This is a genomic window from Parafannyhessea umbonata (genome assembly GCF_012844235.1).
Classification (GTDB): Bacteria; Actinomycetota; Coriobacteriia; order Coriobacteriales; family Atopobiaceae; genus Parafannyhessea.
This window is the reverse complement of the sequence record NZ_JABAGR010000004.1, coordinates 127,429-142,492: the sequence shown is the minus strand read 5'-3', so window position 1 is coordinate 142,492 and position 15,064 is coordinate 127,429. Positions and strand designations below refer to the sequence as shown.

Below are 15,064 nucleotides of genomic sequence, written 5' to 3'. Positions count from 1 at the left end.
GCGCCGCAAGGTTTTCTTAGCGACACAAACTCATCAAATCTAAGTGTACACACACTAGGTTTTCATTTATGTTTGCTTACTGCTTAGCGGAGTTTGGCTGGAGGTCATTCGTGCGCGATATGCTAAATTCCATCCAGTAGCATCTTGCGAGCGAACACAGAGGCACGCAATGAATCAGCAGAAGCCAGCGGGACGCGCGTCCGACGACGCTTCGCGCACCGCGCAGGACATACCCGACTTTCTGGTAGAGGCCGCCGAGGCCAAGCCGCAGCACATAAGCGGCGCAAGGGACGCGGGCGCGGCGCAGGACCAGCGCCAGCGCGTGGACGAGAAGGACGCGGCCACGTCACGGCCGGCCGGGACGGGCGCCGCGGCACAGGATGCGGGCGCGGCAGGCGAGCGCCCGACGGACGCCACGGACGACGATCTGCTTGGCCTTGACGGGCTCGAGGGCTATGGGGCGCAGCCCCAGCCGCAGGACGCGCCGCGCCGGCGCCCGATGGACCCGGCAGAGTACGAGGCGGCGCAGGCCGCCCGAGAGCAGGGCTGGGAGGACGGCGCCTGGCCAGAGGGCGGTGCCGGCATGCAGCGCGAGCTGTACACGCGCCCACGCGCGCCGCACAAGACGCAGCCGGCCATCAACGATGACGCAGCCGACGGCACGTACTCGCCCGAGGGCTACGCGCACGACTCCAACATCGCCATAGGCGGCGGCGTGCTCTCTGGCGGGCACAGCTACCGCCGCGCGCGCAAGAGCAGGTCTTCCATACAGCAGGGGCGCTACGGCCAGTACCTCGAGGTGCCAAAGGGTCGCCGCTCCATATTTGCCTCGCGCGACCGCATGCGGCGCCGCAGGTCGCTCTTCTCGATCATCGCGGTCATCCTGGTGTTTGTGGTCATCGCGATCGTGATCGCCCAGATGATAAGCCACCTGGGCTAGGCGCCGGGCGCTTCTGGCCGGCGCCTGGGCAATCCCAGTCCCAGGGGCCCTAGTCCCAGGGGTCGCGCTCGAACAGCGGCTCCGGCGTTGGCCTGCGGTCGGAATACGGGTCGTAGCCGTCATCGTCCTCGCGCTCAGCGCGGATGAACGGGTCGTCCTTCGGCTGGTCGGGCCTCTGCCGCGCGCCACGCGCGTCCCGCTTCCTCGCGGCGGCCGCGTGGGCGCGAGCTTCTCGCCCGGAGTCCTTGCGGGTGCCTTGCTGCCGTGCGTCGTCTGTCGTATTCCGTTGCATGTGCCTTGCGCTCCCCTATCCGTACACGTCCACGCACGCGATCATGTCGCAGATGCTGTTGTTGAACTTGCCAAGGTCGTAGGCGTCGTACAGCGACTTTGGCGCACACGTTGCCGCGGCGCGCGTGCGGTCCGCGTCGCGCACCACGAGGACCGACCAGCAGTAGTCGCCCATCTCCCCGTACGCGCACACGAACCGCGCGGAAGACTTCCGCAAGTTCGAGGGTACGACCACCTGGTCCTGCGTAAGCGTCTGGGTCATGCCCGTGAACCCGCACAGGTCCGCAAGCTGGCGCACCGCGGACTCGTCAAGCGAGGACGCGTCCGCCGGGAGGTCCGCGCCCGCGAAGTCAAGGCGGATGCCCGGCAGCGCCGCGCCGGACGCCAGCACGTCCGCGGTGCCCGACCCCTTGGGGAAGCTGTGGCTGAACGGGGTGTCCGTCACCGTCACGTTGCCCTTGTCCGCCGAGGCGTACAGCACGCGCGCCACGCCGCCGTCGCCGGTGGAGGACGTCGCGAGCTGGAAGCCCTCGCCCCTCAGGAACTCCGTCACGTGCGTTTTGTAGTCGAAGTACTCGCGCAGGTGGTGGTAGTCGGAGGGGTACGGCGCAGACACCTGCAAGGTGACGGTCGCGCCCCGCTCTATGGTGGTGCCGGGGGCGGGGTCCGCCGCGACGACCGTCAGGGCGTCCTCGTCCGACCTCACGTACGCGACGCTTGCGACAAGGCCGGCCTCGGCCACGGCGGCGCGGGCGTCAGCCTCGGTCTTGCCCACGACGTACGGTACCGTGTACGGCCGCGCGACCTTGATGGTTATGGTGTCGCTTGCCTGGAACGCGGCGCCCTCCGCCGGCTCCGTCGCGACGACGCTGCCGTCGGCGGCGCCAGACGCCACGTAGGCGATGGAGAAGTGCCTGGCGCCTGCGCCGCGAAGCGCCTTTTTGGCCTCGCCCAGCTGGAGCCCGGACACCTTGGGCACGACGCGCGCCTTCGCGACGTAGACGGTGACGGTGCCTCCCGCCGGGGTGCGTGTGCCCGCCGCAGGCCTCGTGCGCACGACCGTTCCCTCGGGATCGTCCGACGCGACGAGGGCCACCTTGACCGCGAGGCCCTTGCCCCGTATCTTGCCGGCCGCGCCTTCCTGCGTGGAGCCCACGACGTAGGGAACGGTCTTGCCGCCCCAGAGCTCCGCCCCGTACGTCGCGGCGGCCGCGACGCAGGCGACGAGCGCCAGGACGAGCACGAACGCCATGACCGCGCGCCCGGGGCGTCGGCTTGCGCCCTCGCCCGGCACGCCATCCGCGGCGACGGCCGCCCGGGCGCCCTGCGCCACGCGGCCGAACCTGTCGGGATCGACCACGGCGGAGGCGTCGGCGTCCTCAACGGCGTCCTCGGAGTTCTGGTCCAGGGGGACTAGCTGCTCTGGGGCCTGGTCCTTCTCGTCCGTCACGATGCCTCCCTCACAAGCGTTTGGAACATTATTGCGCAAAGGCGGCGCGTACGGCAAAGGGCCGGCCGGGCAGGATGTCCCGCCCGGCCGGCCCTGGCCTGACACCATATGGTCCGCGCGACGCGCGGGGCGCCCCGGCTACTCCACCGTGTCCGGCTCGACCGGCGTGTCGTCCGACGGCTGGTCGGAGTTGTCGCCGGCGGGGACGGGCTCCGCGAAGAGCTGGTCGTCCGCGCCCACGTCGATCCTCGCGGTGTCTCCCTCGTGGAGCTTGCCCGCGATGATGAGCGACGCGACGTTGTCCACCACCTGGCGCTGGATGAGGCGCTTGAGCGGACGCGCGCCGTAGACGGGGTCGAGCCCGTCGAGCGACAGCGACTGGATGGCCGCAGGCGTGAGCTCGAGCTTGATGCGCTCGCGGTCGAGGCGCTTGCGGACGTCCTTCAGCTGGATGTCCACGATCTTCTCGATGTCGTCGAGGCCCAGTGCGTGGAAGACCACGACGTCGTCGATACGGTTGAGGAACTCGGGCTTGAAGGTGGCGCGCAGGGCGTCGTTCACCTGCTTCTGCACCGTCTTCGGGTCGCTGGAGGCGTTCGCGCCGGCGATGTACTGGCTGCCGACGTTGGAGGTCATGATGATGATCGTGTTCTTGAAGCTCACGACGCGACCCTGGCCGTCGGTGAGGCGACCGTCGTCCAAGACCTGCAGCAGGATGTTGAAGACGTCGGGATGAGCCTTCTCCATCTCGTCCAGGAGGATGACGGAGTACGGACGACGGCGCACGGCCTCGGTCAGCTGGCCGCCCTCGTCGTAGCCCACGTATCCGGGAGGCGCGCCGATGAGGCGCTGGACGCTGAACTTCTCCATGTACTCGGACATGTCGATGCGCACCAGGGCCTTCTCGTCGTCGAACAGGCACTCTGCCAGGGCCTTTGCGAGCTCGGTCTTGCCGACGCCCGTGGGGCCGAGGAAGAAGAAACTGCCGATCGGGCGGTTGGGGTCGGAAAGTCCCGCACGGCTGCGGCGCACGGCCGCGGCGACGGCCTTGACGGCCTCGTCCTGACCCACGACGCGCTTGTGGAGCTCCGCCTCCAGGTTCTTGAGCTTGTCCATCTCGCCCTGCATCATCTTGCTGACGGGGACGCCGGTCCACGAGCTCACGACCTCCGCGATCTCGTCCGGGGTGACCTCCTCCTTCAGGATGCCGCCTGCCTCCTGCTTGGACTCGAGCGCGTGCTCGGCGGCCTCGTAGCTCTTCTGGAGCTCGGGGATCTTGCCGTAGCGCAGCTCGGATGCCTTCGCGAGGTCGCCGGCGCGCGTGGCCATCTCGACCTGGGACTTGGCGTCCTCGATCTGGCTCTTGAGGTCCTGGACGTGGTCGATCGCGTCCTTCTCGTTCTTCCAATTGGCCTTCATGCCGTCGAGCTTCTCGCGCGTGACCGCGATCTCCTTCTGCAGCGCGGCGAGGCGCTCCTTAGAGGCGGCGTCCTCCTCCTTCATGAGGGCCTGCTCCTCGATCTGCTTCTGGGTCAGCTCGCGGTCGACGGCGTCGATCTCGGCCGGCATGGAGTCGAGCTCCATGCGCAGGCGGGACGCGGCCTCGTCCACCAGGTCGATGGCCTTGTCGGGCAGGAAGCGCTCGCTGATGTAGCGGTTGGAGAGGTCCGCGGCAGACACCAGCGCCGCGTCCGTGATGCGCACGCGGTGGTGCTGCTCGTACTTCTCCTTCAGGCCACGCAGGATGGAAATGGTGTCCTCCACCGTAGGCTCGGACACGAACACCGTCTGGAAGCGGCGGGCAAGGGCCTGGTCCTTCTCGATGTACTTGTGGTACTCGTCCAGGGTGGTCGCGCCTATCATGTGCAGCTCGCCACGGGCCAGGGCCGGCTTCAGGATGTTGCCGGCGTCCATGGAGCCCTCGGTCGCGCCCGCGCCCACGATGGTGTGCAGCTCGTCGATGAAGAGGATGACCCTTCCGTTTGCCTTCTGGACCTCCTTCAGCACGCTCTTGAGGCGGTCCTCGAACTCGCCGCGGTACTTTGCGCCCGCGACGAGCGCGCTCATGTCAAGCTCCACGACCTCCTTGTCCTTGATGGTGGAGGGCACGTCGCCCGCGGCGATGCGCTCTGCCAGGCCCTCGACGATGGCGGTCTTGCCGACGCCGGGCTCGCCGATGAGGACGGGGTTGTTCTTCGTGCGGCGGCTGAGCACCTGGATGGTGCGGCGAATCTCCTCCACGCGACCGATGACCGGGTCGAGCTTGCCCTGGCGGGCAAGGTCCGTCACGTTTCGTCCGTACTGCTCCAGCGCCTCGAACTGCGTCTTCGCGTCCTGAGAGGTCACGCGCTCGTCACCGCGCAGGTCGTTGAACGCCTCCTGCACGCGCTTGCCCGTGATGCCCGCGCCGCGCAGCGCCGATCCGGCGTCGCCCTTCTCGTCCGCGAGCGCGCACAGCAGGTGCTCGCTCGTGACGTAGCTGTCGCCGAGCTTGGAGGCGAGCTTCTCGGCCTCGTCGCCCACGTGGCGCAGCTCGTTGCTTATGCTCATCTGGCTCATGTCGCCCGTGACGCGCGGCGCATGCGCGATGGTCTGGTCCACCTGGGCCTCGACCTGCGCGGGGTCCGCGCCCACGCGCTCGATGATCGCGGTGATGTTGCGTTCGTTGGATTGCAGCAGCGCCTTCAGCAGGTGTATGGGGCGAACCTCGCCCGCCTCGGCGTCGGCGGCTATGCTGACGGAGGACTGCAGCGCCTCCTGGGCCGTCACTGCCCACTTGTCGAATCTCATGCTTTTCTCCCTTCTGGGAATCTGGTTATCAAGGTTCATTGTTCCCCGTGAGCTGGCGCTTATGCAAAAATCTAAGTCTTCATTAGATAGATTTTCTGCGCGTGATAAAGAGAACCAAAAGGAAGGGCCAGCGCACCGCCGAAGGCGCGCCGGCCGCAAAGATGGGCGGGCGAGAAGGGTCGCGGCCTTACGCCGCACGTCCTTCTCGCCCGCAGGCGATACGTATGTTGGGGGCCGCGTCGCGTGCGACCGCAGCTACTTTTCGAGCGTGCGCATGAAGGCCGAGATCGCCTCAAGGCCGCGGCGCAGGTCATCGGGGTTGTCGGAGTACGCATAGCCGATGCGCATGCTGTGCGGCTCCTCGAAGGCATCGCCGGGCGTGACGAGGGCGCCCGCGGTCTTGACCATGTCGACGCAGAAGTCGTAGGAGTCGATGTCGTAGTCGTAGTAGACGAGGGCAGTGGTTCCGGCCTCGGGCCTCACGAACGAGAGGTGCGGCTCGGAGTCGACCCACTCCGTCAGAACCTGCAGGTTCTTGCGGACGATGCGGTGGCTGCGACCCAGAATCGCGTCGCGGTGCGCTAGGGCATAGGCCGCTACCTCCTCGTCGAACAGGCCGCAGCTGATGAGGTCGTAGTCGCGGTGACTCAGCAGGTCGTGACGGAGCTGCACGTCTTTCGTGATGCACCAGCCAAGGCGCACGCCGGCCATGGACCAGACCTTGGACATGGAGCTCACGACGACGGCCTTGTCGTACAGGTCGATGGGCGAGGTCGTGAACGCGTCGCTGTCCTGCACCAAGAGACGGTACACCTCGTCGAACACGAGCCATGCGTCATGCCTGCGGGCGATGTCCACGATGTTGCGGATCTCCTCCTCGGAAAGCAGGGCTCCCGTGGGGTTGTCCGGGTTGTTGATGCAGATGACCTTGGCGTCGTCCCCGCAGAGGGCTTCGAGCCTCTCTGCGTCCACGTGGTAGTGCTGCTCCTTGTCCAGGTGCAGAATGCTCACCTTGGCTCCGCACATCTCGGGGATGGAATAGAGCTGCTGGTAGGTGGGCATGACGGAAACGACGTGGTCACCCGGCTCGCACAGGGTCGTGAGCACAAGGTGGTTTGCGCCTGCCGCGCCGTGCGTGGGAATGACGTGCTCTGGTTTGACCGTCTGGTACAGGCCGCAGATGCCCTGCAGGAACTTTGGGTTGCCCTCTATGTCGCCATACGTCAGGCGACGCTTGCAGAACGCGTCCAGAAACTCCTGGCGCGCCTTCGCCCCGGCCTCCGCCGAGCCCTCGCACAGCTCGAACACCTCGTCGAGGGACATGGAGTACGTGCAGGTCTCGGCCACGTTGTAGCGGCACTTCGTCTCCCACGCGTTCATCCACTGCTCTACCTTGAAGTCCTTGATCTTCATGACGACCTCCGTTGCGGCGCCCACCAGATTCGGGCGCGTCCGCCTAGCTTGCCCGTACGTTGACTGTTCTTCTCGCCCGCTACAGCGCGACCACGGAACCCAGCCCGCGCTCGACGGCGCGGTCGTAGGCCATGTGCGACGCCGCAAGGTCCTGCACGGCGATTCCCGAGGTGTCGAACACCGTCACCTGGTCCTCGGACGTGCGACCCTCCGCCTTGCCGGCGATGAGCTCGCCCAGCTCCGCCACAATGTGGTCCGGCGTGATGGCGCCCTGCTTGACGGGCACCTCGAGCTCGCCGGACGACACGCTCTGCGCGCGGTCGTCCACGTAGACGCGGGCCGCCGCCACAAGGTCGGACGCAAGCTCCTGCTTGCCCTCCATGTCCGCGCCGACGGCGCTGATGTGCGTGCCGGGACGCACCCAGTCGCGCTGGACCACGGGGTCGGTCGCCGGGGTGATGGTGATAATCGCGTCGGCGGCGCCTGCCGCGGCCTTGCCGTCCGCCACGTCGACGAGCTCGTACTCGCGCTCCGCACCCGCCGCGGCCAGGATGTCCGCAACCTCACCGCGCATGAGCTCGACGCGCGACTCCGGTGCCTCCTCCTTGCGCGGGTCCCACACCTCGACGTGGTCTATGGCGGGGCACGCTGCGAGCGTCGCCGCCACCATATACGTGCTCATGTGGCCCGCGCCGACGACGAGCAGTCGCGACGCGTCCCTGCGCGCCAGCCACTTCACGCCCAGTGCCGCGGCCGCCCCGGTGCGCAGGCCCGTGATGGCGCCGGCGTTCAGGACCGCCAGCGGGGCGCCCGTACCGTTGTCACACAAAAGCGTGGTACCAAAGACCTCTGGCAGGCCACGGCTGGGGTTGCCCGAGAACCACGACGTGAGCTTGAGCCCAAACAGCCCACTGGCCGCAAGCTCGCCGGAGCGGATGTCCATGTCAGAGGCGCCGGGCACAAAGTGCTCGTATACCATGGGCCACGCTTTGGCCTCCCCCTCCGCCTTCTGGCGGTAGGCGTCCTCCACCGCCTCAAGCGCATCGGTCACGGTAAGGACCTTCGAGATGTCTTCCGCGGAAAGTACCCTGATCTGCGTCATGCTTCGTCCTGTCTTACACGGGCTCCTGGATCCGGCCTGCCCGTAGCGCGGGCCCTATACCCACGCCGCTCATGACAACGACTTTACGTGCCCAAGGCCTGATGTTCGAGGGCAACTTGTTGTTTTTGTCTACAATAGGTTTTGGGGCGAGAAGAACATTTCTTTTGAATTTACGGGCTATCTGCCATGGTGATTGTTCTTCTCGACAGTCTTTGCATTGTGTTTTTGGACCTACAGGAGCCTATGATGATCTATACCGTCTCGGACTTCATGAACTCGTACGCCCAGAGCATGCGGCTCCTTGCGGGCGCCGGCGGGCTTTCGCGCGCGATTGGCCAGGTGGGCATCCTCGACTACGAGCTCATGCCCGGGCTCAAGACCCGCTACCAGCGCGTCAACTTCGAGCCGGGCCAGCTTGTGCTCTCGACGTTTCTGTATGCGCGCGACGACCCGTGGCTTATTGGCGAGGCCGTGAAGTACCTGGTCGGACGCGGTACGAGCGGCCTCGTGATCAAGAACGTGCTGCACCTGGACATACCGGACTCCACGCTTCGCTATGCAAACGCGCGCGACTTCCCGCTGTTCTTGACGACCCACGACGACTTCTTCTTCGACACGGTCATAGCCCAGGTGGACCGGCGTGTGGCCGAGCTCGCGGACGCGTCGTTTGCACAGAACGAGCTGGACCTGATGACGCGCGAGCCTGCAAGCCGCGAGGTCGTGCGCACCCACGCGCTGCGCCTGAACCCGAGCTTTGGCGAGGAGCACGTGGCCGTCTACGTTGCGGAGCCTCCTTCGCAGGCCGGACTTGCGCAGGCGCTCGCACGCTACCACGAAAGCCGGCTCTTTGGCCTGCGCTGCCTGCTGGCGCCCTACGACGACGGCCTGCTGTACGTCGCGAGCGCGGACTCCGACGTCGTGAACGGTCGGGCGCAGCTGGACGAGCTGGTAAGCGTCCTGCGTGCGGACGTTCTTGAGCACGAGGTGACGGCGCCGGTTGGCGTGAGCTGCGTCCACTTTGACCTTGGGCAGATGGGCGATGCCGTGCTCGAAGCGCGAAGGTCGGCCCTCGTTGCCCGCAGGCGCGGCGGCGGCACCGTGCACTACGCAGACCTGGGCGTGCTGAGGGCGCTTCTGCCCTGCGCTCGTGACGCGCAGGTGAACGCGTGGGCAGACTCCGTGCTCGAGCCGCTGCGGAGCTTTGACGCAGAGACGGGCTCCAGCCTGCTGCAGACGCTCGAGGCGTACTGCGACGCCGACGAGTCCGTGGAGGCCGCCGCACGCGCACTGGGCCAGCACCCCAATACCATCCGCTACCGCCTGGGCAAGATCGCCTCCGTATGCGGCCTCAGCTACAAGTCGCACGCGCAGATGGAGCAGCTGTCTATCGCGCGCAAGATCGCGCTCTGCCAGGAGCTCCTTGCGCAGTAGTGGCCCGCGGCGGCGCCCCTAGGCGCGCGCCCGCTCCAGTATCTGCCGCGTTTGGTCCAAAAAGACGCGCATCTCTTCCGGCGTGCCCACGGTCACGCGCAGCCACGGCCGCAACCTCTTGGTATCGTAGTGGCGCGTCAGCACGCCGGCCGATCGCAGCTCTGCGCACCACGTTCGCGCGTCGAGGCTAGGGTGCGACGCCAGCAGGAAGTTCGTACTCGAAGGCAGCACCGCAAAGCCCATGGCCTCGAGCTCGGCACGGATCGCCTCGCGCGTGCGCACCGTGTTGGCAACCGTCGCGCGATAGTACTCCGGGTCGGAAAGCGCCGCGATACCCACGGCCATGGTCGGTGCGCTCAGGTTAAACGGATTGAATGCAAACTTGATGTCTTCCAGGTCCTTCACCAGGTCCGCCTGAGCAATGGCGTAGCCAATGTGCGCGCCGGCCAAGTTTCTGGACTTGCTCATGGTGTGCACCACTATCAGGTTGCGGTGCCTGCGCACCAGCGGCACGCAGCTCTTGCCGCAGTAGTCCACGTAGGCCTCATCCAACACCACAAGACGCTCCGGCCGCGAGGCCACGATCTTCTCGACCTCGTCGATACCCAACGCGATTCCCGTTGGGGAGTTGGGGTTAGCCAAGAGCACATGGCGGTCCGTCGCGCACAGCGCCGCAACGTCGACGCCAAAGTCGTCGCGCACAGGCACGTACTCCCAGTCGAGCCCAAAGGTAACTGCAAAGTCATGGTAGAAGCCGTATGTCACGTCCGGAAAGCACACGCGAGAGCCCGGCCCCATGAACGTCTGCATCACAAAGCCCAAGACCTCGTCCGAGCCGTTGCCCACGAACACCTCTTCCGCGTCCACGCCGTACACCCGCGCCACGGCGCGCCGCAGCGGCATGCAGTACGGGTCAGCATAGCGGCCCAGCCCCTTGAAGAGCCCCTCGTCGCACAGCGCCTCGCGCACGCGCGGACTCGGGGCAACGCTGGTCTCGTTCGCGTTCAGCTTGACGTACGCACGGTCCTTTGGCTGCTCTCCGGGACGATACGGGCACGCGTTCGCAAAGCGACTTGCAAGAAACTCGCTCATGTGGATCTTCCTCCCCTGGGCCCTGGGGCCTCCCGTGCAAGCCTCGCGTCACATGGCCACCGCACACGAAGGCGCCCCTTCCCCGCATAAAGGTACGAGGAAGGGGCGTCTAAGCCAAACGCGATTTTTGTAGCTAGCGACAAACGCCCGCGCGGGCGAGAAGGGCCTGCCACGCGCCGGCAAGCCGTCCTCAGACGCCGCGGCCCTTGCCGTTCGAGAGCAGTCCGCGCATGACCTGCTCCGGTCCCGCGCCGTCGTAGCGGGCGAGGGCGGTGATCTTCTCCCTCATGCGCAGCTCGTGGACCTCGTCCTCAAGCTCGCGCACGCGCCTGCGCAGCCGGTCGATCTCCTTGTCGCGCTCCATGGCGCGCTCGCGCATGTCCAGGATCCTCACCACGCCGGCGAGGTTGATGCCCTCGTCCGTCAGCTTGCTGATGAGGTTCAGCCGCTCGATGTCGCCCTGCGAGTACAGGCGCGTGTTGCCGCGCGAGCGCCCGGGTGTCACCAGCCCCTTCTGCTCGTACACGCGCAGGGTCTGCGGGTGCATGCCCGTCAGCTCGGCGGCCACGCTGATCATGTACAGCGGCTTGCTCTTGTCGCCTTCGTCCCTATGCGCCATAGCGCTCCACGTCCTTTCGGTAGTCGCGCTTGTCGTTATCCCTCATGACCTGCAGCGACTCCCTCTCCTTGGGCGAGAGGTGCGTAGGCACCTTGACTTTCACCGTCACGTACATCGCGCCACGGCTTCCCTTGTGCTTCACGTCCGGGGCGCCAAGGTCCCTGAACCGGAACGTCTTGCCATCCTGGGTGCCCGCCGGCACCTTCAGCCTGACCTCGTGCCCGTCCGGCGTGGGAACGTCCACCTGGGCGCCCAGCGCCGCCTCGAACACGCTGATGGGCACCTCCATGCGCACGTCCGCGCCGTCGCGCTTGAACAGCGGGTGCTCGGCCACGTTTGTGGTCACCACAAGGTCGCCGCGCGCGCCGCCGTTCATGCCGTACTCGCCGCGGCCGCGGTAGCGGAGCTTGCCCCCATCCACGGCGCCGGCCGGCACCTTCACGGTAAGCGACTGGCGCTCGCCCGTGGAGGGTATCGTGTACGACACCTTGCGCTGCGCCCCGGAGAACGCCTCCTCGGCAGAGATGTCGATGGACATGGTGAGGTCCCCGCCCTTGACGGTCCTGTTCGACCGTGCCGCGCCGGGGCCTCCCGCCCCGCCGAAGATGGACGAGAAGTCGAACCCGCCAAACGCACCGTCGCCGCTCCTGATGTTGTCGAATATCTCGGACCAGTCGGCACCGTTCGCGCCCGTCGTGTACGTGTACGTGCGGTTGCGTCCGCCCGATCCGCCAAAGTCCGCGCCGGGGATGCCGCCGAACATCAGCAGCTGGTCGTACTCCTTGCGCTTCTGGGGATCGGAGAGCGTCGTGTACGCCTCGCTGATCTCCTTGAACTTCTGAGCGTCGCCGCCCGCGTCCGGATGGTACTTCACGGCCAGCTTGCGGAAGGCCTTCCTGATCTCGTCGGCGTCGGCGTCGCGCTTCACGCCAAGGATGTCGTAGTAGTTCCTCTTGTCCGTCATGCGAGCTAACGCCTCCTTCCAAATAGCCGCGCCCGAACCTGCTGGGCCCGGGCGCGTTGGTCAACTTACCTTGTTACTCGGCGTCGGCGGCCTTGCCGGCATCCTTCGCGCCGCCCTCGTCCTCGGAGTCGTCCTCCGGCTTGGGGGTCGGGCGCTTCGGCCCGCCAAAGGTAACCGTCACCATTGCGTTCCTGATGACCTTGCCACCCATGGAGTAGCCCTTCTGGTACACCTGGGCCACGGTCTCGTCGTAGGCGTCCTTGTTCTCCTCGCGACCGACCGCCTGGTGAATCAGCGGGTCAAACGGCTCGCCCACGGGGTCGATCACCTCGACGCCCTCCTTCGCCAGGACGGAGAGCATCTTGTCATGCACCGCGTTCACGCCGTCCACAAACTGCATCAGGCTCTCGTTGTCCGCGTCGTTCTTCGCGGCATGCTCGGACGCGCGCTCCATGTCGTCCAAGACCGGCAGCAGGTTCACCACGAGCTTCTCGGCCGCGCGCTCGCGCTCGTCCAGGCGCTCCTGGGCCGTACGCCTACGGTAGTTGTCCCAGTCCGCCTGCAGGCGCACGAGGCGCTCGCTTGCTTCCGCGGCCTGCTTCTTCGCGGCCTCGACGTCGGCAGCGGCCTCCTCAAGCTGCTTCTGCAGCTCGTCGCGCTCCGCGCGCACCTTGCTTGCGTCCGCCTTGAAGTCCTCGGCGGCAGCGGCCTCGCCCGCACGCTTCGCAGCCTCCACGCGAGCCGCCTCCTCCTCGGGATCCAGCTCGTCCGTCGCCTTCGCTTCCGGCGCGGCCTGGGCCTCAGTGGATTTGCTCTTCTCCTCCGCGTCCTCGACTGGCACCTTCACGTCACCCTCCTTCGGGAATCCCCCAAGGGGCGGCCCTCAGACCGCCCCTCAGGTAGCTATCGTTCGCTCGACGCGACGAGCTTACTTGTTGTCCTTGTCGTCGTCCACGACCTCGTAGTCCGCGTCCACAACGTCGTCGGGGTCACCGGTCGGCTGTGCGGCGCCCGCGCCGGCGCCAGCGGCGGTCTGCGCGTTCGTGTCGCTGTAGACGATCTCGGCCAGCTTGTGGCCAACCTCCTGCAGCTTGTCGCCGGCAGCCTTGATGGCGTCCATGTCCGTGCCGTCCAAGGCCTTCCTGGCCTCGGCGACCGCGCCCTCCACCTGCTTCTTCATGTCGGCGGGAACCTTGTCGCCCAGGTCCTTCAGCGTCTGCTCGGTGCTGTACGCAAGGGAGTCGGTCTGGTTGCGGACCTCGATCTCGTCCTTGTGCTTCTTGTCCTCCTCGGCGTGGGACTCGGCGTCCTTCACCATGCGGTCGACCTCGTCGTCGGAAAGCGCGGTGGAGCCGCTGATCGTGATCTGCTGCGACTTGCCGGTGGCCTTATCCTTGGCGGTGACCTTCACGATGCCGTTGGCGTCGATGTCGAACGTGACCTCGATCTGGGGCACGCCACGACGCGCCGCGGGGATGCCGGTGAGCTGGAACTTGCCCAGGCTCTTGTTGTCTGCGGCCATCTCGCGCTCGCCCTGCAGGACGTTGATCTCGACGGAGGTCTGGTTGTCGGCGGCGGTGGAGTACACCTCGGTCTTGGAGGTCGGGATGGTCGTGTTGCGGTCGATCATCTTGGTCATCACGCCGCCCATGGTCTCGACACCAAGGGAAAGCGGGGTGACGTCCAGAAGCAGGATGCCCTCGACGTCGCCGGTCAGGACGCCGCCCTGGACGGCAGCGCCGTCAGCGACGACCTCGTCCGGGTTCACGGACATGTTCGGCTGCTTGCCGGTCATCTGCTTCACGAGCTCCTGGACGGCGGGCATACGGCTGGAGCCGCCGACGAGGATGACCTCGTTCACGTCAGAGATCTGCAGGTTGGCGTCACGCAGGGCCTTGGTCACAGGCGCCTTGCAGCGGTCGAGAAGATCGCGGGTGATGCGCTCGAACTCCGCACGGGTCAGCGTGTAGTTCAGGTGCTTGGGGCCCGTCGCGTCGGCGGTGATGAACGGCAGGTTGATGTCAGCCTGCTGCGCGCTCGACAGCTCCTTCTTCGCGTTCTCCGCGGCCTCCTTCAGACGCTGCAGCGCCATCGGGTCCTTGCGCAGGTCGATGTTGTTGTCCTTCTGGAACTTGTCGGCCATCCAGTCGATGACCTTCTGGTCCCAGTCGTCGCCGCCCAGGTGGTTGTCGCCGTTGGTGGCCAGGACCTCGACCACGCCGTCCGCGAGGTCAAGCAGGGACACGTCGAAGGTGCCGCCGCCCAGGTCGAACACGAGGACCTTCTGGTCGATGCCCTTCTTGTCCAGTCCGTAGGCAAGCGCGGCGGCCGTCGGCTCGTTCACGATACGCTTGACGTTCAGGCCCGCGATCTTGCCGGCGTCCTTCGTCGCCTGGCGCTGGGCGTCGTTGAAGTACGCGGGGACGGTGATGACGGCGTCGGTGACGGTCTCGCCCAGGTACTTCTCGGCGTCGGCCTTCATCTTCGACAGGATCATCGCGGAGATCTGCTCCGGCGTGTAGTCCTGGCCGTCGATCTCGACGACGGCGCGGGAGCCGGTGCCGCTCTTCACGGTGTACGGGACGGTCTTCAGCTCGGAGCCAACCTCGTCGTAGCGACGGCCCATGAAGCGCTTGATCGAGAAGACGGTGTTCTTGGGGTTCGTGACGGCCTGGTTCTTCGCGGCCTTGCCGACGATGCGGTCGCCGTCGGGACGGAAGCCCACGACGGACGGGGTGGTGCGGTCGCCCTCCGCGTTCACGATGATGGTGGGCTTGCCACCCTCGAGCACGGCCATTGCCGAGTTAGTAGTACCAAGGTCGATGCCAAGAATCTTTGCCATGGTGTAGTTCCTTTCCCTGTCTCCCAAGGACCGGCCGCGCCGGCTTCGGGACGTTCTATCCTCGTTGTACAATCCTCATTGTTCCCATGCGTTTTGATTCTATACATAATCTAAGTCCTCACACATTAGA

12 protein-coding genes are annotated in these 15,064 nt (G+C 66.4%); 2 read left to right on the top strand and 10 right to left on the bottom strand.

The window, feature by feature from the left end:
• The first annotated feature begins 169 nt into the window (after positions 1 to 169).
• Positions 170 to 940, top strand: a complete 771-nt coding sequence (locus HF885_RS05310) for a hypothetical protein (protein WP_170103890.1) — start codon at positions 170 to 172, stop codon at positions 938 to 940.
• A 49-nt stretch (positions 941 to 989) separates the two neighbouring features.
• On the opposite strand, the gene HF885_RS05305 is transcribed toward HF885_RS05310, so the two are convergent.
• The 5 genes from HF885_RS05305 to HF885_RS05285 all read right to left on the bottom strand — a co-directional run bounded on the left by HF885_RS05305 (position 990) and on the right by HF885_RS05285 (position 7,986).
• The gene (locus HF885_RS05305; RefSeq protein WP_170103796.1) at positions 990 to 1,232 is read right to left on the bottom strand and encodes a hypothetical protein; all 243 of its coding nucleotides are present in this window, start codon (positions 1,230 to 1,232) and stop codon (positions 990 to 992) included.
• Between the two features lie 15 nt (positions 1,233 to 1,247).
• The gene (locus HF885_RS05300; protein WP_170103889.1) at positions 1,248 to 2,681 is read right to left on the bottom strand and encodes a PASTA domain-containing protein; all 1,434 of its coding nucleotides are present in this window, start codon (positions 2,679 to 2,681) and stop codon (positions 1,248 to 1,250) included.
• Positions 2,682 to 2,819: 138 nt separating this feature from the next.
• Entirely contained in the window at positions 2,820 to 5,471 is a 2,652-nt protein-coding gene (clpB, locus tag HF885_RS05295) for an ATP-dependent chaperone ClpB (protein ID WP_170103888.1), read from the bottom strand.
• A 255-nt stretch (positions 5,472 to 5,726) separates the two neighbouring features.
• Positions 5,727 to 6,884 (bottom strand): aminotransferase class I/II-fold pyridoxal phosphate-dependent enzyme, encoded by a 1,158-nt coding sequence (locus HF885_RS05290; RefSeq protein ID WP_170103887.1) that lies wholly within the window; start codon positions 6,882 to 6,884, stop codon positions 5,727 to 5,729.
• Positions 6,885 to 6,963: 79 nt separating this feature from the next.
• A complete protein-coding gene (locus HF885_RS05285; RefSeq protein ID WP_170103886.1) occupies positions 6,964 to 7,986 on the bottom strand; it encodes an ornithine cyclodeaminase family protein in 1,023 nt (340 codons plus the stop codon).
• Positions 7,987 to 8,232: 246 nt separating this feature from the next.
• Between HF885_RS05285 and HF885_RS05280 the strand changes: the two genes are divergently transcribed.
• Positions 8,233 to 9,417 carry a PucR family transcriptional regulator gene (locus HF885_RS05280; protein WP_170103885.1) on the top strand — a complete coding sequence of 395 codons (1,185 nt, stop codon included), beginning with the start codon at positions 8,233 to 8,235 and terminating at the stop codon, positions 9,415 to 9,417.
• A gap of 18 nt (positions 9,418 to 9,435) precedes the next feature.
• On the opposite strand, the gene HF885_RS05275 is transcribed toward HF885_RS05280, so the two are convergent.
• From HF885_RS05275 to dnaK, 5 genes are all read right to left on the bottom strand, one after another.
• Positions 9,436 to 10,509 carry a pyridoxal phosphate-dependent aminotransferase gene (locus HF885_RS05275; RefSeq protein ID WP_170103884.1) on the bottom strand — a complete coding sequence of 358 codons (1,074 nt, stop codon included), beginning with the start codon at positions 10,507 to 10,509 and terminating at the stop codon, positions 9,436 to 9,438.
• A 190-nt stretch (positions 10,510 to 10,699) separates the two neighbouring features.
• Entirely contained in the window at positions 10,700 to 11,128 is a 429-nt protein-coding gene (locus HF885_RS05270) for a heat shock protein transcriptional repressor HspR (RefSeq protein WP_170103883.1), read from the bottom strand.
• The gene (locus tag HF885_RS05265; RefSeq protein WP_170103882.1) at positions 11,118 to 12,092 is read right to left on the bottom strand and encodes a DnaJ C-terminal domain-containing protein; all 975 of its coding nucleotides are present in this window, start codon (positions 12,090 to 12,092) and stop codon (positions 11,118 to 11,120) included. The genes HF885_RS05270 and HF885_RS05265 overlap by 11 nt, the downstream gene beginning before the upstream one ends.
• Before the next feature lie 73 nt (positions 12,093 to 12,165).
• Positions 12,166 to 12,939 (bottom strand): nucleotide exchange factor GrpE, encoded by a 774-nt coding sequence (locus tag HF885_RS05260; RefSeq protein WP_170103881.1) that lies wholly within the window; start codon positions 12,937 to 12,939, stop codon positions 12,166 to 12,168.
• Positions 12,940 to 13,020: 81 nt separating this feature from the next.
• Positions 13,021 to 14,934 (bottom strand): molecular chaperone DnaK, encoded by a 1,914-nt coding sequence (gene dnaK, locus HF885_RS05255; protein ID WP_170103880.1) that lies wholly within the window; start codon positions 14,932 to 14,934, stop codon positions 13,021 to 13,023.
• Positions 14,935 to 15,064: the final 130 nt, after the last annotated feature.